The sequence below is a fragment of the Aliiroseovarius sp. genome (assembly GCF_030148435.1).
Lineage (GTDB): Bacteria > Pseudomonadota > Alphaproteobacteria > Rhodobacterales > Rhodobacteraceae > JASBTN01.
Genome location: NZ_JASBTN010000038.1, coordinates 70371 through 91141 on the forward strand (window position 1 = coordinate 70371; position 20771 = coordinate 91141).

At 63.8% G+C, this 20771-nt stretch carries 21 protein-coding genes and 1 tRNA gene; 11 read left to right on the forward strand and 11 right to left on the reverse strand.

The window, feature by feature from the left end:
- Window positions 1–127: 127 nt before the first annotated feature.
- From Q1V43_RS06705 to Q1V43_RS06725, 5 genes are all read right to left on the reverse strand, one after another.
- On the reverse strand, window positions 128–547 hold the full coding sequence (locus Q1V43_RS06705) for a hypothetical protein (RefSeq protein ID WP_300515585.1): 420 nt from the start codon (window positions 545–547) through the stop codon (window positions 128–130).
- A 28-nt stretch (window positions 548–575) separates the two neighbouring features.
- Window positions 576–707 (reverse strand): hypothetical protein, encoded by a 132-nt coding sequence (locus tag Q1V43_RS06710; RefSeq protein ID WP_300515587.1) that lies wholly within the window; start codon window positions 705–707, stop codon window positions 576–578.
- Window positions 708–736: 29 nt separating this feature from the next.
- Entirely contained in the window at window positions 737–1135 is a 399-nt protein-coding gene (locus tag Q1V43_RS06715) for an MAPEG family protein (protein ID WP_300515589.1), read from the reverse strand.
- A 63-nt stretch (window positions 1136–1198) separates the two neighbouring features.
- A complete protein-coding gene (locus tag Q1V43_RS06720; protein WP_300515593.1) occupies window positions 1199–1900 on the reverse strand; it encodes a response regulator transcription factor in 702 nt (233 codons plus the stop codon).
- Complete coding sequence (locus Q1V43_RS06725; RefSeq protein WP_300515596.1) at window positions 1900–3840, reverse strand: PAS-domain containing protein; 1941 nt, start codon at window positions 3838–3840, stop codon at window positions 1900–1902. The genes Q1V43_RS06720 and Q1V43_RS06725 overlap by 1 nt, the downstream gene beginning before the upstream one ends.
- A gap of 203 nt (window positions 3841–4043) precedes the next feature.
- Here Q1V43_RS06725 and Q1V43_RS06730 point away from each other — a divergent pair, with 203 nt between their 5' ends.
- The 6 genes from Q1V43_RS06730 (at window position 4044) to Q1V43_RS06755 (ending at window position 11389) form a co-directional block, all read left to right on the forward strand.
- Window positions 4044–6203 (forward strand): AMP-binding protein, encoded by a 2160-nt coding sequence (locus Q1V43_RS06730; protein ID WP_300515599.1) that lies wholly within the window; start codon window positions 4044–4046, stop codon window positions 6201–6203.
- A gap of 14 nt (window positions 6204–6217) precedes the next feature.
- Window positions 6218–7042, forward strand: a complete 825-nt coding sequence (locus Q1V43_RS06735; protein WP_300515602.1) for an ABC transporter ATP-binding protein — start codon at window positions 6218–6220, stop codon at window positions 7040–7042.
- Between the two features lie 13 nt (window positions 7043–7055).
- Window positions 7056–8042 (forward strand): branched-chain amino acid ABC transporter permease, encoded by a 987-nt coding sequence (locus Q1V43_RS06740; protein WP_300515605.1) that lies wholly within the window; start codon window positions 7056–7058, stop codon window positions 8040–8042.
- A 3-nt stretch (window positions 8043–8045) separates the two neighbouring features.
- Window positions 8046–9122: a branched-chain amino acid ABC transporter permease gene (locus Q1V43_RS06745; RefSeq protein WP_300515608.1), complete on the forward strand. Its 1077-nt coding sequence runs from the start codon at window positions 8046–8048 to the stop codon at window positions 9120–9122.
- Between the two features lie 82 nt (window positions 9123–9204).
- Entirely contained in the window at window positions 9205–10491 is a 1287-nt protein-coding gene (locus tag Q1V43_RS06750; protein ID WP_300515611.1) for an ABC transporter substrate-binding protein, read from the forward strand.
- A 73-nt stretch (window positions 10492–10564) separates the two neighbouring features.
- The gene (locus Q1V43_RS06755) at window positions 10565–11389 is read left to right on the forward strand and encodes an ABC transporter ATP-binding protein (RefSeq protein ID WP_300515613.1); all 825 of its coding nucleotides are present in this window, start codon (window positions 10565–10567) and stop codon (window positions 11387–11389) included.
- 77 nt (window positions 11390–11466) lie between these two features.
- Here Q1V43_RS06755 and Q1V43_RS06760 read toward each other — a convergent pair whose 3' ends face one another.
- On the reverse strand, window positions 11467–12255 hold the full coding sequence (locus tag Q1V43_RS06760; protein WP_300515615.1) for a hypothetical protein: 789 nt from the start codon (window positions 12253–12255) through the stop codon (window positions 11467–11469).
- 130 nt (window positions 12256–12385) lie between these two features.
- On the opposite strand from Q1V43_RS06760, the gene Q1V43_RS06765 reads away from it, so the two are divergent.
- Window positions 12386–13603, forward strand: coding sequence for a phenylacetate--CoA ligase family protein (locus tag Q1V43_RS06765; RefSeq protein WP_300515618.1), 1218 nt, complete (start codon window positions 12386–12388; stop codon window positions 13601–13603).
- Between the two features lie 260 nt (window positions 13604–13863).
- Here the strand turns inward: Q1V43_RS06765 and ykgO are convergent, their stop codons facing one another.
- Entirely contained in the window at window positions 13864–13989 is a 126-nt protein-coding gene (gene ykgO, locus Q1V43_RS06770) for a type B 50S ribosomal protein L36 (RefSeq protein WP_005850168.1), read from the reverse strand.
- Window positions 13990–14057: 68 nt separating this feature from the next.
- A tRNA-Val gene (locus Q1V43_RS06775) sits at window positions 14058–14132 on the reverse strand.
- A gap of 157 nt (window positions 14133–14289) precedes the next feature.
- Between Q1V43_RS06775 and Q1V43_RS06780 the strand changes: the two genes are divergently transcribed.
- On the forward strand, window positions 14290–15153 hold the full coding sequence (locus tag Q1V43_RS06780) for an N-formylglutamate amidohydrolase (RefSeq protein WP_300515622.1): 864 nt from the start codon (window positions 14290–14292) through the stop codon (window positions 15151–15153).
- 6 nt (window positions 15154–15159) lie between these two features.
- On the opposite strand, the gene Q1V43_RS06785 is transcribed toward Q1V43_RS06780, so the two are convergent.
- A complete protein-coding gene (locus Q1V43_RS06785; protein WP_300515625.1) occupies window positions 15160–16413 on the reverse strand; it encodes a DNA polymerase IV in 1254 nt (417 codons plus the stop codon).
- 136 nt (window positions 16414–16549) lie between these two features.
- On the opposite strand from Q1V43_RS06785, the gene Q1V43_RS06790 reads away from it, so the two are divergent.
- Window positions 16550–17446, forward strand: coding sequence for an SPFH domain-containing protein (locus tag Q1V43_RS06790; RefSeq protein ID WP_300515628.1), 897 nt, complete (start codon window positions 16550–16552; stop codon window positions 17444–17446).
- A complete protein-coding gene (locus tag Q1V43_RS06795; protein WP_300515631.1) occupies window positions 17443–17712 on the forward strand; it encodes a hypothetical protein in 270 nt (89 codons plus the stop codon). The genes Q1V43_RS06790 and Q1V43_RS06795 overlap by 4 nt, the downstream gene beginning before the upstream one ends.
- 6 nt (window positions 17713–17718) lie before the next feature.
- Here Q1V43_RS06795 and Q1V43_RS06800 read toward each other — a convergent pair whose 3' ends face one another.
- Together Q1V43_RS06800 and pyrF are read right to left on the reverse strand one after the other, a co-directional pair.
- Window positions 17719–18474: a hypothetical protein gene (locus tag Q1V43_RS06800; protein ID WP_300515634.1), complete on the reverse strand. Its 756-nt coding sequence runs from the start codon at window positions 18472–18474 to the stop codon at window positions 17719–17721.
- A 106-nt stretch (window positions 18475–18580) separates the two neighbouring features.
- Window positions 18581–19285, reverse strand: a complete 705-nt coding sequence (gene pyrF / locus Q1V43_RS06805) for an orotidine-5'-phosphate decarboxylase (RefSeq protein ID WP_300515637.1) — start codon at window positions 19283–19285, stop codon at window positions 18581–18583.
- Window positions 19286–19553: 268 nt separating this feature from the next.
- Between pyrF and Q1V43_RS06810 the strand changes: the two genes are divergently transcribed.
- Window positions 19554–20771, forward strand: a 1218-nt coding sequence (locus Q1V43_RS06810) for a Clp protease N-terminal domain-containing protein (RefSeq protein ID WP_300515639.1), incomplete at its 3' end; no start/stop codon positions are given.

The window sequence follows — 20771 nt, forward strand, 5'->3', positions numbered from 1 at the left end:
CCGCAAATTGCTCCGCGACCCCTGACCACCACCCGCGTCGCCCTGGCCTGACGGCCGGGGCCGCGCGGAAGGGTCCGTGGGCGAGTGCCGCCAGGCTGGAGCCGTTCGGACCACGGTCGCAGTTGCATCATGCCGAGACGATGACCAGACCCGCGCCCGCCCACAGGGTAATAGGCACGAGGATGATCCAGTAGAGCTTCTCGTCCTTCAGGTGCCATCCGGGTGCATCCCGGGCTGCCAGCGCCATGCGCAGGCAGACGATTGGCCAATAGATGGTTACACACAGGGCGCCGCCGATCACCAGCGGCGCCCATGCCGCGCCCAGGGCGTGAGCTGCCAGGCCCGCTCCCAGCAAGGGCACGTAGAAGACCAGATCGGCGAATGCGAACCCCTTGAAGAAGGCAACGCCAACCTCGGTGATTTCACCTGCGGTTTCCTGAAAACCGTGGCGCTCTGCAAAGGCATAGCTGACTGCCGCCGTGCATTGTGTCGCCACCAGGTAGATGAAAAGCAACCAGCCGGGGATTTGAATGAACCAGAATGTCATGATCGTCGAACAGCTCCCTCAAGATGTTTCAGAGGCCCATCGCCGCCTTCAATGCCGGCAGTATCGCCGCCGCCACGATCCCCACCACCGCGCCGATGCCCAGCCGCAGGACGGGGCGGCCCAGCGTGGGGGCGGACCAGCTCAGGACCGCGCAGATCACCGCGTAGAAGACTAGCGCAACCGGGTCCATCAGATCGCACTCAACACGCGCAGGGCGAGGCCTGCGGTGGACAGGGCGGCGACGGCGAAGGCCAGGGTTCTCAACACGGTAATGCCCGCGCAGTAGATCACGTAATGGGCCACGATGCCGACGAAGAAGGTCGAGGCCAACAGCCCCGGGTAGGGGTCTTCGGGGATCAGCACCATGGCCATCACGGCCAGCGGGCCGAAGGCCACGAAAGCCTCGACATTAACCCGGTGCGCGCGCATGGCACGCTGGGCCCAGGCCGATTGCGGGCGGGCGTTGGGATCGTAATTCGCCAGCGCGCCCATCAGGCCCCGGGTGGCAATGCGGTCAAGAATGTAGGGCACCCAGGACAGCGCCACCCACAGCGCGGTCAGGGCGGTATAGAACTGCAGTTTGTCCATAATCTCGCTCCTCCTGTGGTAGAGGATAGCACAGACGCCGGATTTTCCTGAATGCGGGCGGGATCACCCCCAGCGCACGTCGCCCAGAAAGATGTAGCCCGCCCCGTAGATCGTCTTGATCAGGCGCGGGTTCTTCGGGTCCTCGCGCAGCTTGGTGCGCAGGCGCGAGATGCGCACGTCCATGGCGCGGTCGAAACTTTCACCGGCGACCCCGCCCAGGCTCTCCTGCATCTGGGCCCGCGAGATCAGCCGCTTGGGCGCGTCCAGGAACAGGCGCAACACTTCGCCCTCGGCATGGGAGAACGTGACCTCCTCGCCCCTGTCGTCCTCCAGCACGTAGCGGTCGAAATGCGCGGTCCAGCCGGCAAAACGCGCGGTGTTCGATGCCAGCGGGTCGGGTTTGGCCGAGCGGAGACGCGCGCGCACGCGGGCCACGACCTCGGCGGGTTCGAAGGGCTTGATGATGTAGTCATCCGCCCCCAGCTCCAGCCCGGTCACGCGGTCCTGCACCTGCGCCCGGCCCGAGATGATGATGATCGAGGCACCCGATTCCAGCGCCAGGCGATGTACCAGGGTCAGCCCGTCACGGTCGGGCAGGCCCAGGTCGACCAGGCAGACGTCTGGGGCCATCGAGGCCAGAGCGGCCTCGAATTCGGTGGCGCGGGCAAAGCTCGCGGTGCGAAACCCCGCGTCTTCCAGTGCGCCCGACAGCATGCGGCGGATTTCCGGCTCGTCATCCAGAATGGCAACCAAGGGTTGGGTCATTAGGAAACCTCCTGGGACAGAAAGGCGCAAAGCTCGGCCTGGGTAAAGGGTTTGGGCAGCACCGGAACCGGTGCGGTGGCGCGGCGGGCGTCGTCCGGCGGCAGAGAAGTCATCAGCAGTGCCGGGACGGTCAGACCGCCCGCCAGCTGTCGGGACAGGAATTCGGGTCCGGTTTCGTCCCCTTCCAGCACGATGTCCGACAGGACCAGCCCCAGCCCTTCCAGGTCAACAAGCGCCTCGGCTTCCTCGGCGCTGGAGGCTTCGACCACCTGATGGCCCAGCGAGATCAGCATCTCGCGCACGGCCTCGCGAATGTCGGGGTTGTCCTCGACCAGCAGCACCAGGCGCGGCGCCATTGGGGTCTGGGCGGGCCTGAGCGGCAGGCGCATCGACACCACGGCGCCACCGCAGTCGCCGTTCATGATCTTGACCTGCCCGCCGGCAAGCTTGGCCTGGTCATAGACCATCGCCAGCCCAAGGCCCGACCCGTCGCCGCCCTTGGTGGTGAAGAAGGGATCCAGCGCGTGCTCCAGCGCCTCGGGAGAGAATCCGGGGCCGGTGTCGGTGACGCGGAACTCGATCCAGGTCTCGCGGATAGCGCGCACGGTCAACCAGATCGTGCCCCCGCCACCTGTGCCCGCAGCGCCGATTGCATGGGTCGCGTTGATGATCAGATTCAAAAGGGCGTCCTGCACCGATCCTGCATCCATCAAAAGAGGCTCGTCCAGCCCTTCGAGGGTGATATCGAGCGCAATCCCCTCGGGCAGGGTCGGACCGGCCAGGGCCTCCAGCCCACGCAGAAGATCCGGCACGTCCGTGGCCTCGAACCGCATTTCGCTGTGGCCGGAAATCGACGCGATCCGGTCCAGCAGAGTGCCACCCCGGCGCACGGCGGCATGGGTGGCATCGACCAGGTCGCGGGCATCCTCGCCCAGTTCCATGCCGGACAGGCGCGACTGCAGCCCCAGGATGATGGTCAGAAGGTTCGAAAAATCATGCGCCATGCCGTTGGTCATCTGCGCCGCCAGCTCGCGTTTGCGGGTCTGGTTCAGCGCTGCGCGGGCCTGGGCTTCTTCGGTGACGTCCATCGACAGGATATAGACGCCGGTGATTTCGCCCCCCTCGTCGCCTTGTTCCAGGTCCGGGGTCAGCGCCACGCGGATGCGGCGGCCGGACCCTTCGTGGGTGAACTCGAACACCGAAGGTTCACCGGCGAAGGCGCGCTGGAAATAGGGCGAGATACGCCCATAGGCCTCATCCCCCAGGGCCTCGGAGGCATGCAACCCCAACAGGTTTGACGGGCGCCCCGGGATGACCGAGCCCAGCCGCCGGTTCGAAAACGTGTAATACTGATCCGTGTCGATGCGCGCGATATGGGCGGGCATCATCTCGGCGGTGAGGCGGGTGCGGCTTTCCATTTCGGTCAGCTGGCGTTTGGTTTCCTCCAGCTGCGCATTGGCAGCGGCAAGCGCACGGTTGGTCTGGGCCAGCTCCTCGCTATGGGTCAGGACCTGGTCGGCCAGGTCTTCGGACCGGGCGCGCAGCAGCGCCTCCTGCCGCTTGATCGGCGTGATGTCGGTATAGACGGCCACCCAGCCGCCCTGGGGCAGAGGGCTGCCCTCGATCGACACGATGTGGCCATTGGCGCGGGTGCGTTCGACATAGTGCGCTTCGAAGGCAAGCGCCTGCTCCACCCGGCTCTGCACGAACCCGTCGGGGTCCAGAACTTCGCCGTATTCGCCGTGATCGACCAGCCAGCGCACCGTGTCGCTGAACGGAGCCCCGGGGGTCATCAGATCGTCGGGCAGGTGGAACATGTCCTGGAACTGGCGATTCCCCACCACCAGCTTGAGGTCCGAATCATAGATCGACAGGGCCTGCTGGATCAGGTTCAGGCCGGCCTGTGTCAGGGCAAGAGTGTCGTTGGTTTTGCGCGGCATTCGCCAGTCCTCCCCCCTCTCGCTAGCACCGCAGGGCCTTGAGTTAAAGGGCTCTCGCGCCTGCCGTGGGGGTGGTAACAATTCGTTAGAATTGGGAAAAACTGCGGAAACCTTTGCGCGTGAAGATTTTTACGATCAGGCTGCGAGGGCAGAATCGCTTGAGCGGTCGTGAACGTCGGACAGACCGACGGTGGGAGGACAATTTGGCACAAGAACTAGCCGCCGCTGGCGCGTTTGCTTCTATTCCGGCCTTGCTGGCCCGGAACGTGAAGGAATTCGGGAACCGCCCGGCTTACCGTGAAAAAGAATTCGGGATCTGGCAGAGCTGGACCTGGGCCGAGGCGGCCGAGGAAATCCAGAACCTCGCGCTGGGCCTTATGGCTCTGGGTATCGACAAGGGCGACCATGTCGCCATTATCGGCCGCAACCGCCCGGCCCTCTACTGGGCCATGGTCGCCGCGCAGAAATGCGGTGCCGTGCCGGTGCCGCTCTATCAGGACGCCGTCGTCGACGAGATGGAATACGTGCTGGACCACTGCGGCGCGCGTTTCGTCATCTGTGGGGACCAGGAACAGGTCGACAAGGTGATCGAGGTCCAGGACAAGATCCACCACATCGAACATGTCGTCTATTACGACAAGCGCGGCATGCGCAAATATGACCACAGCCACCTGAACTGGTATCACGATATCCAGGAGGAAGGCCGCGTCGCCCACCATCGTCTGGAAGGCGAAATGGCCGAGCGCGAGGCCGAGCTGGACTACGACTCGACCTGCGTGATGCTCTATACCTCGGGCACCACCGGCAAGCCCAAGGGCGTGGTCCTGTCGAACCGCAACATCATCGAAAGTGCCAAGAACTCGTCCGAATTCGACGCCCTGTCACCCGGTGAGGACATCCTGGCCTATCTGCCGATGGCATGGGTCGGTGACTTCATCTTCTCGCTGGGTCAGGCCATGTGGTGCGGCTTCTGCGTGAACTGCCCGGAATCGGCGGACACGATGATGACCGACCTGCGCGAAATCGGGCCGACCTATTACTTTGCCCCGCCGCGCGTGTTTGAAACGCAGCTGACCAGCGTCATGATCCGCATGAACGACTCGGGCGATCTGAAATACGCGATCTTCCATCACTTCATGGAATTCGCGAAAAGCGGGGTCGGCGAGAAATACGGCATGCCCAAGCGCCGCCTGGCCAAGCCGGACCTGAAGCGCCGCGTGAAGACCGTCTGGAAATACGCCATGGGCATCGGTTTCGCGATGGAAACCATTGTTGAAAACGCCGTGCGCCTGGGCTTTGCCAAACTGCGTTACGGCAAGAACGTGCGCAATCATTTCAAGGCGAAGGATCCGATCCTTCTGAACCTCTACAGCGGCAACTTGCGCGACTATTTCAAGTATCGCATGGGCGACGTGCTGGTTTACGGCCCGCTGAAGGACACGCTGGGCTTTGGCCGCATCCGGGTCGGTTACACCGCCGGTGAAGCGATCGGACCCGAGATCTTCGAGTTCTATCGCTCGCTGGGGATCAACCTGAAACAGCTCTACGGCCAGACCGAAGCGACGGTGTTCATCACCGTGCAGCCGGATGGCGAAGTGCGCAACGACACGGTGGGCGTGCCCGCCCCGGGCGTCGAGATCAACATCGCCGACAATGGCGAGATCTTCTATCGCTCGCCTGGCACCTTCGTAGAATACTACAACAACCCGGACTCGACGGCTTCGACCAAGGACGAGGAAGGCTGGGTGGCCACCGGCGACGCCGGCTTCTTCGACAAGAAGAACGGGCACCTGCGTATCATCGACCGTGCCAAGGACGTGGGCAAGATGGCCGATGGCCGGATGTTCGCGCCCAAGTATGTTGAAAACAAGCTGAAGTTCTACCCGGACATCCTGGAAGCGGTGGTCTTCGGCAATGGCCGCGACATGTGCACGGCCTTCATCAACATCGACCTGACCGCCGTCGGCAACTGGGCTGAACGCAACAACATCGCCTATGCCTCCTACCAGGAACTGGCGGGCCATCCGCGCGTGCTGGAGACGATCCAGGAGCACGTGGAAACCGTCAACAAGTCGGTGGCCGAGGACGAGATGCTGTCCGGCTGCCAGATCCACCGCTTCCTGGTCCTGCACAAGGAACTGGACGCGGATGACGGCGAAATGACCCGGACCCGCAAGGTGCGCCGCGTGGTGGTCGAGGACAGGTATTCGCCTCTGATCGACGCGCTCTACACCGGCAAATCGGAACAGTTCATCGAAACCGAAGTGACCTATGAGGACGGCCGCAAGGGCTCGATCAAGGCCACGCTGGAAATCCGCGACGCCGCGGTGGTGAACAGCAGCCAGGGGATGGCCGCGGAATGATGGATGCAATGAACATGAGCACCGATACCAATCCCGACAGCTATGTCACCGACGACGGCCGTACCATCGGCGGCGTGGTGATGGACCTGAAGAACATCACCCTGCGTTTCGGCGGTGTGGTCGCGATCAAGGATATCTCCTTCGACATCCGTGAAGGCGAGATCCGCGCGATCATCGGTCCGAACGGGGCCGGCAAGTCCTCGATGCTGAACGTCATCTCTGGCTTCTACAAGCCGCAGGAAGGTGAGGTCTGGTTCCGCGGAAAGAAACGCCCGCCGATGAGACCTTACCAGGTGGCACAGCAGGGCCTGGCCCGGACCTTCCAGAACATCGCCCTGTTCGACGGCATGTCGGTGCTGGACAACATCATGACCGGCCGCCTGAACTACATGAAAACCAACATGTTGCAGCAGGCCATCTGGTGGGGCAAAGCCGAGAAAGAAGAGCTGGAAAATCGCGAGAAGGTCGAGAAGGTGATCGACTTCCTGGAAATTCAGCACATCCGCAAGACGCCGGTCGGACGCCTGCCCTACGGCCTGAAAAAGCGCGTGGAACTTGCCCGGGCGCTCGCCGCCGAACCGTCGCTGCTTCTGCTCGACGAACCGATGGCCGGCATGAACGTCGAAGAGAAAGAGGACATGAGCCGCTTCATCCTCGACGTGAACGACGAGTTCGGCACGACCATCGCCCTGATCGAACACGACATGGGCGTGGTCATGGACCTCAGCGACCGCGTGGTCGTGATGGATTACGGCAAGAAAATCGGGGACGGCACACCGGACGAGGTGCGCAACAACCAGGATGTGATCGACGCCTATCTTGGCGTGGCGCACGATTGAGGCGGGGGGAGACATGCCTGAACAACTACTCTTTGCGATGGAAGTCACCCTCAACGGCCTGATGGCCGGGGTGCTCTATGCGCTGGTCGCTCTCGGATTTGTCCTGATTTTCAAGGCGTCCGGTATCTTCAACTTCGCCCAGGGCATGCTGGTGGTGTTCGCCGCGATGACCCTGGTGGGGGTGCAGCAGGGACAGGTGCCCTTCGCGCACCTGATCAACACGATCTTCGGCACCAAGGTCCACGACTTCGGCTGGACGGTTCCGACTTTCCTGGCGATCATCGTTGCGGGGGCCGCAATGGTCTTCGTGGCCTGGATCATCGAGAAATACATCCTGCACCATCTGGTCGGTCAGCCTGACATCATCCTGTTCATGGCCACGATCGGCATGTGGTACTTCATGCATGGGTTCGCGCCGCTGATGTGGGGCTCCGAGGTCATGAAGCTGGACGTCGGCCTTGCACAGGGTCTGAACGACCCGGTGCTGAACGCCACCGAGGCCCTGTTCGGATACGGGTTCTTCCTGGACAACCTGGACATCGTGGCGGCCGTGATCGCGGCGATCCTGGTGGCCTCGCTGGTGCTGTTCTCGCAATACACCAAGCAGGGCCGGGCCATGCGCGCGGTGGCCGATGACCACCAGGCCGCGCTGTCGGTCGGCATCTCGCTGCGCTTCATCTGGGTGCTGGTCTGGTCGCTGGCCGGTGTCGTGGCCCTGGTCGCGGGGATCATGTGGGGCTCGAAGTCGGGCGTTCAAATCTCGCTGGCCGAGGTCGCGCTGAAAGCCCTGCCGGTCTTGATGCTGGGTGGCTGTACCTCGATCCCGGGCGCCATCATCGGCGGTCTGATCATCGGCGTGGGCGAGCAGCTGTTCGAATTCGCGATCGGTCCCCTGGTGGGCGGCGCGACCCAAGCCTGGTTCGCCTATGTTCTGGCGCTCATCTTCCTCATCTTCCGGCCCCAGGGCCTGTTCGGCGAAAAGATCATCGAAAGGGTCTGATGCATGTTTTACCGTGAAGCTGGTGACTTCAAAACCTCCTATCGCGAGGACAACCAGACCTTCCCGATCCGCCTGGATCGTGCCGGATACTGGATTGCTCTCATCGTGGCCTTCCTGGTCATTCCCTTCTTTGTCAACGACTACTGGGTGAACGCGGTCTTTGCACCGTTCTTCATCTACGCCATCGCGGCGCTGGGGCTGAACATCCTGACCGGCTATGCCGGGCAGGTCAGCCTGGGCACCGGGGGGTTCATGGCGGTGGGAGCCTATTCCGTCTACAAGCTGATGGTGGCCTTCCCCGATGTCTCGATCGTGTTCCACGTGCTGATCGCCGGCGGCATCACCGCCGTGGTCGGGGTGGCCTTCGGCCTGCCGTCGATGCGCATCAAGGGCTTCTACCTGGCGGTGGCCACGCTTGCGGCCCAGTTCTTCCTGGTCTGGCTGTTCAACAAGGTGGCCTGGTTCTACAACTACTCGGCCTCCGGTCAGATCAACGCGCCCGAGCGCACCGTCCTCGGCGTGATCGTCACCGGTCCCAACACCGAGGCCTGGGCCAAGTACTTGATCAGTCTGGTCTTCCTGGTCGCGGCTGCCTGGTTCGCACGCAACCTGACGCGCGGCATGACCGGGCGTAAGTGGATGGGCATCCGCGACATGGATATCGCGGCCGAGATCATCGGGGTGAACCCGCTGATGGCCAAGATGTCGGCCTTTGCCGTGTCCTCGTTCCTTGTCGGCGTATCGGGCGCGCTGTTCTTCGCCGTCTATCTGGGTGCCGCGGAAGCGGGCGAGAGCTTTGGCATCACCAAGTCGTTTCTTATCCTGTTCATGGTGATCATCGGCGGTCTGGGGTCGATCTTCGGCTCCTTTGCCGGCGCGGCTTTCATGGTGCTGATGCCGGTTCTCCTGAAGAACGTCCTGGTGGGCGTGTTGGGCTGGCCGACGGCCCTGGCCGCCGAGCTTGAGTTCATCATCGTCGGCGCGCTGATCGTGATCTTCCTGATCCTCGAACCGCACGGGCTGGCGCAGCTGTGGCGCCTGACCAAGGAAAAACTGAGACTCTGGCCCTTCCCGCACTAAGCGGGCAGGTGCCTCGACCCGAGTTCGCGACCCGATGGAGGTCGGGCGCGGAAAATTTGCAAACCTAGGGAGGAAAGCAAAAATGAAGATGAAGAAACTCGCAGCGGCAGCCGTCGCGACATTGATGGTGGGGGCGCCCGCGATGGCGGAGCTGGTATTCCCGTCGCTCAGCTATCGGACCGGCCCCTTTGCCGCTGGCGGTATCCCCTACGCGGATGGTTACGCCGACTACTTCACCCTGCTGAACGAGCGTGACGGCGGCATCGGTGGTGTCAAGGTTTCGGTGCCCGAGTGCGAAACCGCCTACAACACCGAGAAGGGTGTGGAATGCTACGAATCGACCAAGGGTATGGGCGCGCTGCTCTACAATCCGCTGTCGACCGGCATCACCTACCAGCTGATCCCCAAGGCGACCGCTGACGACATCCCGCTTTACACCCCGGGTTACGGCCGCACCTCGGCCGCGAACGGCAACGTGTTCAGCCACGTGTTCAACTTCCCGGCCAACTACTGGAACGGTGCCTCGGCCGCGGTGAACTACGTGCTGTCGCTGAACAACGGTTCGCTGGAAGGCAAGAAGATCACCCTGCTGCACTTCAACGGTGCCTATGGCAAGGAGCCGATCCCGACCCTGACGAAACTGGCCGAAAAGCACGGCTTCGAATTCAATGCCATTCCGGTCGACTATCCCGGCCAGGAGCAGAAATCGCAGTGGCTGCAGATTCGTCGCGAGAAGCCCGACTACGTGCTGTTCTGGGGCTGGGGCGTGATGAACCAGGTTGCCATTCAGGAAGCCGCCAACATCCGCTTCCCGATGGAAAACTTCATCGGCGTGTGGTGGTCCGGTGCCGAACATGACGTGACCCCGGCCGGCGCTGCCGCGAACGGCTACAAGGCGGTTGCGTTCCACGGTGTGGGTTCGGACTACCCGGTCTTTGACGACATCCAGAAATACGTCGTGGACAGCGGCAAGGCCGCCGGTAACGGCACCAACGTCGGTACCGTGATCTACAACCGTGGCGTCTATGCCGCCATGCTGGTCGCCGAGGCAGCCCGCAAGGCGCAGGAAATCCACGGCACCGCGGACATCACCTCGTCGATGATGCGTGACGGTCTGGAGCAGCTGGAAATCACCGATGCCCGCATGAAAGAGCTGGGCATGGAGGGCTTCGGCCCGGCCTTCTCGGTGAGCTGTGAAAACCACGGTGGCCCCGGCACCGCTGCGATCTCGCAGTGGGACGCTTCGGCCGGCAAATGGTCGCTGATCACCGAGTTCGCGCCGTCGGACATGGATGTCATCCAGCCGCTGATCGACGCTGACTCGGCCGCTTATGCCGCCGAAAACAACATCGCGCCGCAGTGTAAGTAAGCGATCGCGAACAGCAATGTCCGGGCCTTCGGGCCCGGACATCCCCCCAACGAATTACTACAGGACGACCAACATGCTGGACGCCGGTAAGACCGAAGAGACCCTTCTGGAGGTCAACAATATCGAGGTGATCTACAATCACGTGATCCTCGTGTTGAAGGGCGTGAGCCTGTCGGTGCCCAAGGGTGGCATCACTGCCCTCCTGGGCGGCAACGGGGCGGGCAAGACCACCACGCTCAAGGCCATTTCCAACCTGCTGCACTCCGAACGCGGCGAAGTCACCAAGGGCTCGATCGAGTACCGCGGTGAAAACGTGGCCTCTCAGAGCCCTTCGGCCCTGGTCGAGCGCGGCGTGATCCAGGTGATGGAAGGCCGCCACTGTTTCGAACACCTGACCGTCGAGGAAAACCTGCTGACCGGCGCCTATACCCGCAAGGATGGCCGCGCCGAGATCGCCAAGGATCTTGAGATGGTCTACCACTACTTCCCGCGTCTGAAAGAGCGCCGCAAATCCCAGGCCGGCTATACCTCGGGCGGGGAACAGCAGATGGTCGCGATGGGCCGTGCGCTGATGTCGAACCCGGAAACGGTCCTGCTGGACGAACCATCCATGGGCCTGGCGCCGCAGCTGGTGGAGCAGATCTTCGAGATCGTGAAATCGGTGAACGAGAACGAAGGCACGACCTTCCTTCTGGCCGAACAGAACACCAACGTCGCGCTGCGCTTTGCCCACTATGGATACATCCTGGAATCGGGCCGCGTCGTGATGGATGGCCCCGCACAGGAACTGCGCGAGAACCCGGATGTGAAGGAATTCTACCTGGGCATGTCCGAGGAAGGCCGCAAGAGCTTCCGCGACGTGCGATCCTACCGCCGCCGGAAGCGTTGGCTGTCGTAATGGACCTGAAAACCGGTCATATCAGGGTGTGTTTCGGCACGCCGCCGGGCGGGGTGTGCCTGCTGTCAGGCGACGTCTCAGGCGACCTGGGCGCGCAGCGCGTCCAGCTCGGCGACGGCCTCGGCGCGGGAATGCAGCGGGCGGATGGCGACAACCTGGTCGCTTTCCAGCGCGGCAGCACCGTAGCGCACCTGGCCCAGGCTGAAGCCCAGCCGCAGCCGCTTGGCGGCGCGCGATTGGCTGAGCCAGGCGGTCTGCTCGACGCTGAGCCCTTGGGTATTGATCAGGAAGAACCACTTGCGGCCGGTTTCGGCCAGCAATTCGGCAATCGTGTCGTAGACCACGTTCACGTCACCCGAATGACGCAGGCTCAGGCCGGACAGGTCGATCTCGGCCACCCGGGCGGCGTCGTCCAGCCGCAGGCGCGCGGCGATCTGCGCAGGCGCGTATTGCGGTGTGCGGTCGAGTTTCGGCAGCCGCACGGACGGCAGTTCGGCAATGCGGGCAAGCGCCGCGTCGCGGTCGGCAAAGAGGTTCGGGTTGAACGCTTCGGTTCCCGCCGTGCGGGCCAGTTCGTCGCGGGTCATGTCGCTGTCGTCCAGCTTGACCGTGCCCATCGAGAATTTCTTGGTCAGCGCCTTGCCCCGACGGCTCTGCGTCACCCAGGCAAAACTGTCCACGCGCAGGCCTGTCACGTTCAGAAGCACGAACCACTTGTCCCACGCGCTGGCCTCAAGTTGGGCCTCGATCTGATCGTAGAGCGCGTCCACCTCGGCGCCCGACCCCAGGAACAGGTTCGAGAAATCCAGCTCCACCGTTTCGGTGGCCTCATCAAAGCGAATGCGGTTGGCCATATCGATCATCATCGCGTGGTCCCTTCTGCCTTGGCGCAGAACATAACCCACACCTACCCCAGTACACAATTGCATGCGGTGCATGGCCGGGTTTCGCCCGCCGAAACGCTCCGCAGCCGCCCCAGCAGGAAGGGTCCTTGTCATGTCTGAGTATTTCGACGCTCTGGAAACCCGCACGGCCGATGAACGCGCCGCAGCCCTGGCCAGCGCCCTGCCCGAGCAGATCGCCCGTGCCAGGGGGCTGCCGGGCTATGGCTCGCTGGCCGACGTCGATCCGTCAACCGTGACAGATGCCGGGGCGCTTTCCGCCCTGCCGGTGCTGCGCAAGTCCGAGATCGGCAGGAGCCAGGCCGCGTCCGGCCCGCTGGGCGGGTTCGCCGCTCTGCCGACGCATGAATTCGCCCATATCTTCCAGTCCCCGGGACCGATCTATGAGCCGGGTGGGGAGGGGCATGACTGGTGGCGCATGGGGCGGTTCCTGAAGGCCTGTGGTGTCGGCAAAGGCGACATCGTGCAGAACTGTTTCGGATATCACCTGACGCCGGCCGGCATGATCTTTGAAAACGGGGCCCGCGCAGTCGGGGCCGCGGTGGTGCCCGCCGGTGTGGGGCAGACCGAACTGCAGGTGCGCGCCGCCGCCGATATCGGCACCACGGCCTACGCCGGCACCCCGGATTACCTGAAGGTGATCCTGGACCGCGCCGATGCGGAAGGGGTAAAGCTGAAAATCACCAAGGCGGCCGTGGGCGGTGGGGCTCTGTTCCCCTCGCTGCGCCAGGAATATGCCGATCGCGGCATTACCTGCCTGCAAAGCTATGCCACCGCCGACCTGGGCAATATCGCCTATGAGAGCCCGGCGATGGAGGGCATGATCGTGGACGAGGGCGTGATTGTCGAGATCGTGCGCCCCGGCACTGGCGACCCGGTTGCGCCCGGCGAGGTGGGCGAGGTCGTTGTGACCACGCTGAACCCCGACTACCCGCTGATCCGCTTTGCCACCGGCGACCTGTCCGCCGTGATGGCTGGAACTAGCCCCTGTGGCCGCACCAACATGCGCATCAAGGGCTGGATGGGCCGTGCCGACCAGACCACCAAGATCAAGGGCATGTTCGTGCGCCCCGAACAGGTCGCGGCCTTCGTCGCCAAACATGCCGACGTCACCAAGGCCCGCGTCATCGCTGCCCGCGAAGGGGAAAGCGATGTGATGCGGGTGCAGATCGAGACCGACAAGACCGATGCCGCCGCCTATCAGGGGTCGATCATCGAGAGCCTGAAACTGAAGGGCAAGGTCGAGCTGGTGGCGCCCGGTTCGCTGCCCAATGACGGCAAGGTCATCGAGGACACGCGCAGCTACGACTGACGCGACCGCAAACGCGCGGCCAATTTGCCTTGCGGACGCGCGTGGGGGTTTCCTCCCCGGAAAGGCCCTGTGGCTTGGCGCTGCGGGGTCTTTCTCGTGGAGGCCGTTGGAAGGGCGATGATCCACCGGGAAAGCCCGTTCCATGCCTTCTTGAACGCCGGCATCGGGCTCCAGCGCAAGTTGCCGCAGTTTCGAACGGCGCAACAGAAAAGACCCGCCGGGTATCCCCGACGGGCCTTTTTTCTAAAAGCTCGGCCTTCTTAACCCTGGCGGGCCTTGAAGCGGCGCTGCGTCTTGTTGATCACGTAGACGCGGCCCTTGCGGCGAACCACGCGGCAGTCGCGATGCCGGTTCTTCAGCGAGCGGAGCGAGTTGCGGACTTTCATGTGCCCTTCTCCTTATTCCCGGCGCGCATGCGCCTAGTTGCCGTTTGCCGGATCGCTCCGGCGGTTCATGGTGGGCGATACTGGGATCGAACCAGTGACCCCTTCGATGTCAACGAAGTGCTCTACCGCTGAGCTAATCGCCCGGAAATTCTAACTGAACCCGGTATGCGGCCCGGGCCCAAACAACGCGACGCGGGAATGACCCGCGCCGGTTTGAGGGTCTATAAAAGGAGTCGGCGCCGGGTTCAAGGGCTTTTGATGCAGGAATTTTTGCTTTTATATGGGGGCGAAGGAAGATGCATGCCGAATACCGCCTTTACCCTGACGATGCCCTCCACCCGGACCACCGGCGTGGTCTTTGCCTCACCCCACAGCGGGCGGGGATATGCGCGCAGTTTCCTCAAGGCGTCCATACTTGATTCGCATACGATTCGCAGCTCGGAAGACGCTTTCGTGGACCAGCTTTTGGCGGCGGCCCCGGACCATGGGGCGCCCTTGCTGGCCGCGAAGGCGCCGCGCGCCTATGTCGATCTGAACCGCGGGGCCGAGGAATTGGATCCCGCGCTGATTCGCGGGGTGGCGAAGCGGCCCGGACATAATCCGCGCGTCGCCTCGGGTCTGGGGGTGATCCCCCGTGTCGTGGCCGGCGGCCGTGCGATTTATCGCGGCAAGATGACCCTGGGCGACGCGCAGGCCCGGCTGACCGAGGTCTGGCACCCCTATCATGATCGCCTGTCCAGGCTGCTTGAGGAAAGCCGCCGTCTGTTCGGGCACGCAATTCTGTTCGATTGCCATTCGATGCCGCATGAGGCGATCGAGAGCCTTACCCGTCGGGGCAGACGCCGGCCGGAGATCGTGCTGGGCGACCGGTTTGGCGCCTCCGCCGCGCCCGGCATCGTCGATCGGGTCGAAGCAGCCTTCGTCGCGGCCGGATTCGTGGTCGCGCGCAACGCGCCCTTTGCCGGGGCCTACATGGCCCAGCACTATGGCCGGCCGGCGCGGGGTCAGCATGTGGTGCAGATCGAGATTGACCGCGCCCTTTACATGAACGAGCGTTTTATTCGCCCGAACGGCAATTTCTCGAACTTGCGCGGACAGATGACGGAAATCATGGCGGAGCTGGCCGCTCTGGGCCGCCCGGATTTGCCGCTGGCCGCCGAATAGAAACGCTTAGCGGATCGCGCGTCCCTTCAGGATCGCCCCATCCCCAAACCGCGCGCGGATCGAGTCCGTGGCTTTCTCTGCCGCCCGCCGTTTTGTCGCCTGGGGGTCCAGAAGGTCGCCAGCGCTGTCCGCGCCTTCTGCCGGGCCAAGGTCGCTGATGCCCACACCGATCAGGCGGAAAGGGCCTTCGTCCGCCACGGTGGCAAAAAGCGCGCGCGCGGTGCGATAGATGCGGTCGGCGCTTTGCGTCAGGTCCGGCTGGCTGACCCGGCGGCTGAGCGCCGAGTGATTTGCCCGTTTCAGCTTCACCGTCACCACCCGTCCGGCCGAGCCCTTGGCCTTGGCCCGGTCGGCGACCTTTTCAGACAGCCGCCACAGGTGGCCGTCCAGAATGTCCGGGTCGGCGGTGTCCTCGAAAAAGGTCGTTTCGTTCGAGATCGACTTCATCGGAGCATGGGCAGATACCCGGCGGCTGTCCTCGCCACGCGCCAGGTGCCACAGCCGATCCCCCATCGAGCCGAACCGGTCGTGCAGGTCGCGTTTCTCCCACCGCAGGAGATCGGTAAAGGTGCGAATGCCCGCCTTGTCCAGGGACGCCTGCGCCGCCGGACCCACACCCCAGATCAGCCGCACCGGCTTGTCGCGCAGGAACGCGGCCGTTTCGGCCTTGCCGATGATCGAAAATCCGCGCGGCTTGTCGAGATCCGAGGCGATCTTGGCCAGGAACTTGTTGTGGGACAGGCCGATGGAGCCGGACAGGCCCAACTCGTCCTCCATGCGTTTCACCAGCCGGGCCAGCATCACGGCGGGCGGGTGGCCGTGCAGCCTTTCAGTCCCGGTCATGTCCAGAAACGCCTCGTCCAGCGACAGGGGCTCGATCGCCGGGGTCAGCTCGTCCATCAGCGCGCGGATCTGTTTCGACACGGCGGCGTAGTGGCTGCCGCGCGGTTTGATCACCACCGCGTCGGGGCAGAGCTTCAGCGCCTGAAACATCGGCATGGCCGAACGCACCCCGCGAATGCGCGCCACGTAGCAGGCGGTCGAGACCACGCCGCGCTTGCCGCCGCCGATGATCACCGGCTTGTCCATCAGCTCGGGATTGTCGCGTTTTTCCACGCTGGCATAGAAAGCGTCGCAATCCATGTGCGCGACCTTCAGGGTGAACAGCTCGGGATGGGACAGCACGCGCGGGGACCGGCAGGACGGGCAACGCCGTCCGGCCTCGAAAGTGGTCAAACAGTCTCGACACAGTGCGGGCATGGGCACAGAATAGGGGATGCAGAGCAGGTGCACAAACAGTAGCATGCTGCCAGGTGAGAGGGCGCAACCGCTTGAAAACACGACGGATGGCGTCCATCTTGAAGTAATTGAAACCCACATTCAGGCAGGAGTTGTCATGCGGGAAGAGGATATTGTCGGGCTGGTGGGCAGCGCAAGCGTCGTGCCGCTGCTCTTGGGCCTATTCATAATCATCAGCGTGTTTCTGGCCGTGCGCATCGTGCCGCAGAGCCAGAAATTCGTGGTCGAACGCTTTGGCCGGCTGCAATCGGTGCTGGGCCCGGGCATCAACTTCATTGTGCCCTTTCTGGATCGGGTGCGTCACCGGGTGTCGATCCTGGAGCGCCAACTGCCCACCGCCAGTCAGGACGCGATCACCAAGGACAACGTTCTGGTGCAGGTCGAAACCTCGGTTTTCTACCGTATTCTTGAGCCGGAAAAGACCGTCTATCGCATCCGTGACGTCGATGCGGCGATTGCCACCACGGTGGCGGGCATCGTGCGGGCCGGGATTGGCGAGATGGACCTCGATGAAGTGCAGTCGAACCGCCAGCAGCTGATCGAACGCATCAAGATGCAGGTTGCGGATGCCGTGGACGACTGGGGCATCGAAGTGACCCGGGCCGAGATTCTGGACGTGAACCTGGATGCCGCCACCCGCGAGGCGATGTTGCAGCAGCTCAATGCCGAACGTGCCCGCCGCGCCCAGGTGACTGAGGCCGAAGGGCAGCGTCGCGCGGTCGAACTGGCGGCGGATGCCGAGCTCTACGCGGCCCAGAAAGAGGCCGAGGCCCGCCGCATCACCGCAGATGCCGAGGCCTACGCGACCGAGGTCGTCGCCAAGGCGATCAAGGCAAACGGCATCGAGGCCGCGCAATATCAGGTGGCCCTGAAACAGGTCGAGGCACTGACAGCGGTCGGTGCGGGCGAAGGCAAGCAGACCGTGATCCTGCCCGCCAACGCGCTGGATGCCTTCGGGGATGCCTTCAAACTGCTGAAAGGAGTCCCGAAATGATCTGGGACATCTGGTGGGTCTGGGTCGCCGTCGGCCTGGTCCTGGCCATCCTGGAAATCTTTGCCCCGGGCTTCGTCTATCTGGGTTTTGCGATCGGGGCGGCTCTGGTCGGTGGGCTGATCGCCTTGGGGCTCGGCCTGTCGCTGCCCTGGCTTCTGGTTGTTTTCGGACTGGTCTCGCTGTTCTCGTGGATCGTGCTGCGCCGCGCTTTTGGCGTGCGCAAGGGTCAGAAAAAGACCTGGGACACGGATATCAACGAGAACTGAGGGGGCTCATCGCCCAGCTTGCGCTCCAAGCCGCGACAGCGCGGCCAGGGGCCGGTCGAGCGACTTGGACTTGACCAGCCAGGCCGTGGCAAAGGCCAGCACGGCCACGGTTTCCGCCCAGAAGATCAGGTTCACCCGCCCCGCGAAACTCTTGATGGCCGGGACCATCGCGACCAGTCCCAGAACGCCGATGGCCGCCAGCATCACAGCGCCGCAGGCGACATAGAGGATATTGTGTGACGTCCAGAGGATGCGATTGCCCGGCATCGGGCCCCGGTCCTTGCGGGTGAACTGAAAGATGCTCATCAGGGCAATTGCCACAAGGAACAGCGCGGCGGACCCGAAATGCAGCAGACCCGCGTGACATTCGAGCCCCACGGTGATCGGATCGGTGCAGAGGTTCGGCGTGGCCGGGTTGCGCACCGGGAACAGGGCGACGCCGAAAGCGCCCAGCCCGGCGGCCAGGGTCAACACGCGGTCAGAGAGCCATTCGCCCCTGGCCGGGTCGCGCGGATAACCCTTGTAGCTGGCCAGGAATACACCGATCGCGCAGAGGCAACCCACCAGGAAGCCGTCCATATGGGTGTAGTAGAATTCGCTGATCGAGGGCTGCATCGCCCCGGCGGGCAGGGCGGCATAGACCAGCAACGCGGCCGGAAGAAGCACCCCCAGCCCCCCCAGCGCGCGGCGCACTTTCAGGTACTCCAACACCAGTTGATTGCGCCGTTTGGCGGTGTCGTGGTCCGGGGCAGGGTGGGTCATGCAATCTCTCCTCTTCAATGATGGGAGGATAGCACGGCGGCAGGGGTGTTGCGCCTACAGGCTGCGCAGCCTGAAACGCGTGTTTCGGAACCGGGAGGCTGGCGGGTCAGACCCCGGCCAACTCCGCCAGGATCGCCTGGGCAGCCGCCTTCGGGTCGGCGGCCCGGTTGATCGGGCGGCCCACGACGATGTGGTCGGCCCCGTCGCGGATCGCCTGCGCCGGAGTGGCCACGCGCTTCTGGTCGCCAAGCGCGGCACCGGCGGGACGTACGCCGGGGGTGACGATCAGCTTGCCGGCAGCTTCCGGCAGGGCGCGGATCAGCGCGGCCTCCTGCGGCGAGGCGATGACACCATCGGCGCCCGCCTCCATCGCGCGGGCGGCGCGTTCCAGCACAAGGTCCTGCACCTCGCCCGGTTTGATCAGCCCGGCGTCCAGATCCGAACGGTCCAGCGAGGTCAGAATGGTCACGGCGAGGATCTTCATGTCCTTGCCGCCCTTGCCCTCGGCGGCCGCGCGCACCACATGCGGGTCGCCATGCACGGTCAGGAAGTCCAGATCGAACTGCGACAGCCCCCGCACGGCCGCTTCGACGGTATTGCCGATGTCGAACAGTTTCATGTCGAGGAATATCTTTTTGCCCAGCTCGCCCTTCAGCTCGTTGGCCAATGCCAGCCCGCCACCGGTCAGCATGCCCAGCCCGATCTTGTAGAAGCTCACGCTGTCGCCCAGTTTTTCGGCCAGTTGCAGACCTTCCAACGCGTTGGGCACGTCCAGGGCTACGATCAGGCGGTCATCGGCAGGGAAAGACATGGGGGGCTCCTTAACATACGGGCAGGTTGCGCGCATGTGGGGCAATCCCCCCGTAAAGGTCAAGCCATTCGCAGTCCGGCGGCCGGGATATCGCCCGCGATCGCCTCATCGACCGGCACACCTAGCGCATCTCGATCTTTGCGCACGCGCCTTCCGGATGCCCCCTTGCACGCGGCCGATTTCGCCCCCACATTTCCTGCAAGGCCCACCATGGGATGTGCCGCCAAGCGGGCATTTCGATTTCGGGCGCTTATGGAAGGAGAGAGACATGAACTTGGACAAGTTCACCGAGCGGTCGCGTGGCTTCATTCAGGCCGCCCAGACGATCGCGATGCGCGAGAGCCACCAGCGCCTTGCGCCCGAGCATCTGCTCAAGGCCCTGATGGATGATCCCGAAGGCATGGCCGCGAACCTGATCCGCAAGGCGGGCGGCGAACCCTCGCGCGTGATCGAAGCCGTGGATGGTGTGATCGCCAAGACGCCGAAAGTGTCGGGCGATGCCAGCCAGCTCTACATGGACAATGCGACCAGCCTGGTCGTGGACGAGGCGCAGAAACTGGCCGGGAAGGCAGGCGACAGTTTCGTTCCCGTCGAACGGCTGCTGACCGCGCTGGCGGTCGTCAAATCCAAGGCGCGTGATGCCTTGCATGCGGGCGCCGTGGACGCGCGCAAGCTCAATGCCGCGATCAACGAGGTGCGCAAGGGCCGCACCGCCGACAGTGCTTCGGCCGAGGACACCTACGAGGCGTTGGCGAAATACGCGCGCGACCTGACCGAGGCCGCCGAACAGGGCAAGATCGACCCCATTATCGGTCGCGACGAGGAAATCCGCCGCGCCATGCAGGTGCTTTCCCGCCGGACCAAGAACAACCCGGTGCTGATCGGCGAACCCGGCGTCGGCAAGACCGCGATAGCCGAGGGGCTGGCCCTGCGCATCGTCAATGGCGACGTGCCCGAAAGCCTGCGCAACAAGAAACTGATGGCGCTGGACATGGGCGCGCTGATCGCCGGGGCGAAATATCGCGGTGAGTTCGCGGAGCGCCTGAAGGGCGTGTTGACCGAAATCACCGAGGCTGCGGGGGAAATCCTCCTGTTCATCGACGAAATGCACACGCTGGTCGGCGCGGGCAAGTCGGATGGCGCGATGGATGCCGCCAACCTGATCAAACCGGCGCTTGCGCGCGGGGAGCTGCCCTGTGTCGGCGCCACCACGCTGGATGAATACCGCAAATATGTGGAAGGCGACGCGGCACTCGCCCGACGCTTCATGGCGGTCTATGTGGACGAGCCGACAGTGGAGGACACGATTTCCATCCTCCGTGGCCTGAAGGGCCGGTATGAGGCCCATCACGGGGTGCGTGTGTCGGATGCGGCGATCGTATCGGCCGCAAGCCTGTCCAATCGCTATATCACCGACCGGTTCCTGCCGGCCCAGGCCCGCGACCTGATGGATGGGGCGGCCTCGCGCCTGCGGGGGCGGGTGGAC

What these genes read in the sequence shown, in the direction of transcription:
- ykgO (WP_005850168.1), bottom strand. Translation starts at nt 13,989, where the DNA reads ATGAAAGTCCGCAACTCGCTCCGCTCGCTGAAGAACCGGCATCGCGAC.
- Q1V43_RS06735 (WP_300515602.1), top strand. Translation starts at nt 6,218, where the DNA reads ATGAGCACCGATACCAATCCCGACAGCTATGTCACCGACGACGGCCGT.
- Q1V43_RS06790 (WP_300515628.1), top strand. Translation starts at nt 16,550, where the DNA reads ATGCGGGAAGAGGATATTGTCGGGCTGGTGGGCAGCGCAAGCGTCGTG.
- Q1V43_RS06780 (WP_300515622.1), top strand. Translation starts at nt 14,290, where the DNA reads ATGCCGAATACCGCCTTTACCCTGACGATGCCCTCCACCCGGACCACC.
- Q1V43_RS06720 (WP_300515593.1), bottom strand. Translation starts at nt 1,900, where the DNA reads ATGACCCAACCCTTGGTTGCCATTCTGGATGACGAGCCGGAAATCCGC.
- Q1V43_RS06705 (WP_300515585.1), bottom strand. Translation starts at nt 547, where the DNA reads ATGACATTCTGGTTCATTCAAATCCCCGGCTGGTTGCTTTTCATCTAC.
- Q1V43_RS06755 (WP_300515613.1), top strand. Translation starts at nt 10,565, where the DNA reads ATGCTGGACGCCGGTAAGACCGAAGAGACCCTTCTGGAGGTCAACAAT.
- Q1V43_RS06725 (WP_300515596.1), bottom strand. Translation starts at nt 3,840, where the DNA reads ATGCCGCGCAAAACCAACGACACTCTTGCCCTGACACAGGCCGGCCTG.
- pyrF (WP_300515637.1), bottom strand. Translation starts at nt 19,285, where the DNA reads ATGTCTTTCCCTGCCGATGACCGCCTGATCGTAGCCCTGGACGTGCCC.
- Q1V43_RS06715 (WP_300515589.1), bottom strand. Translation starts at nt 1,135, where the DNA reads ATGGACAAACTGCAGTTCTATACCGCCCTGACCGCGCTGTGGGTGGCG.
- Q1V43_RS06795 (WP_300515631.1), top strand. Translation starts at nt 17,443, where the DNA reads ATGATCTGGGACATCTGGTGGGTCTGGGTCGCCGTCGGCCTGGTCCTG.
- Q1V43_RS06745 (WP_300515608.1), top strand. Translation starts at nt 8,046, where the DNA reads ATGTTTTACCGTGAAGCTGGTGACTTCAAAACCTCCTATCGCGAGGAC.
- Q1V43_RS06785 (WP_300515625.1), bottom strand. Translation starts at nt 16,413, where the DNA reads ATGCCCGCACTGTGTCGAGACTGTTTGACCACTTTCGAGGCCGGACGG.
- Q1V43_RS06760 (WP_300515615.1), bottom strand. Translation starts at nt 12,255, where the DNA reads ATGATGATCGATATGGCCAACCGCATTCGCTTTGATGAGGCCACCGAA.
- Q1V43_RS06740 (WP_300515605.1), top strand. Translation starts at nt 7,056, where the DNA reads ATGCCTGAACAACTACTCTTTGCGATGGAAGTCACCCTCAACGGCCTG.
- Q1V43_RS06750 (WP_300515611.1), top strand. Translation starts at nt 9,205, where the DNA reads ATGAAGATGAAGAAACTCGCAGCGGCAGCCGTCGCGACATTGATGGTG.
- Q1V43_RS06765 (WP_300515618.1), top strand. Translation starts at nt 12,386, where the DNA reads ATGTCTGAGTATTTCGACGCTCTGGAAACCCGCACGGCCGATGAACGC.
- Q1V43_RS06800 (WP_300515634.1), bottom strand. Translation starts at nt 18,474, where the DNA reads ATGACCCACCCTGCCCCGGACCACGACACCGCCAAACGGCGCAATCAA.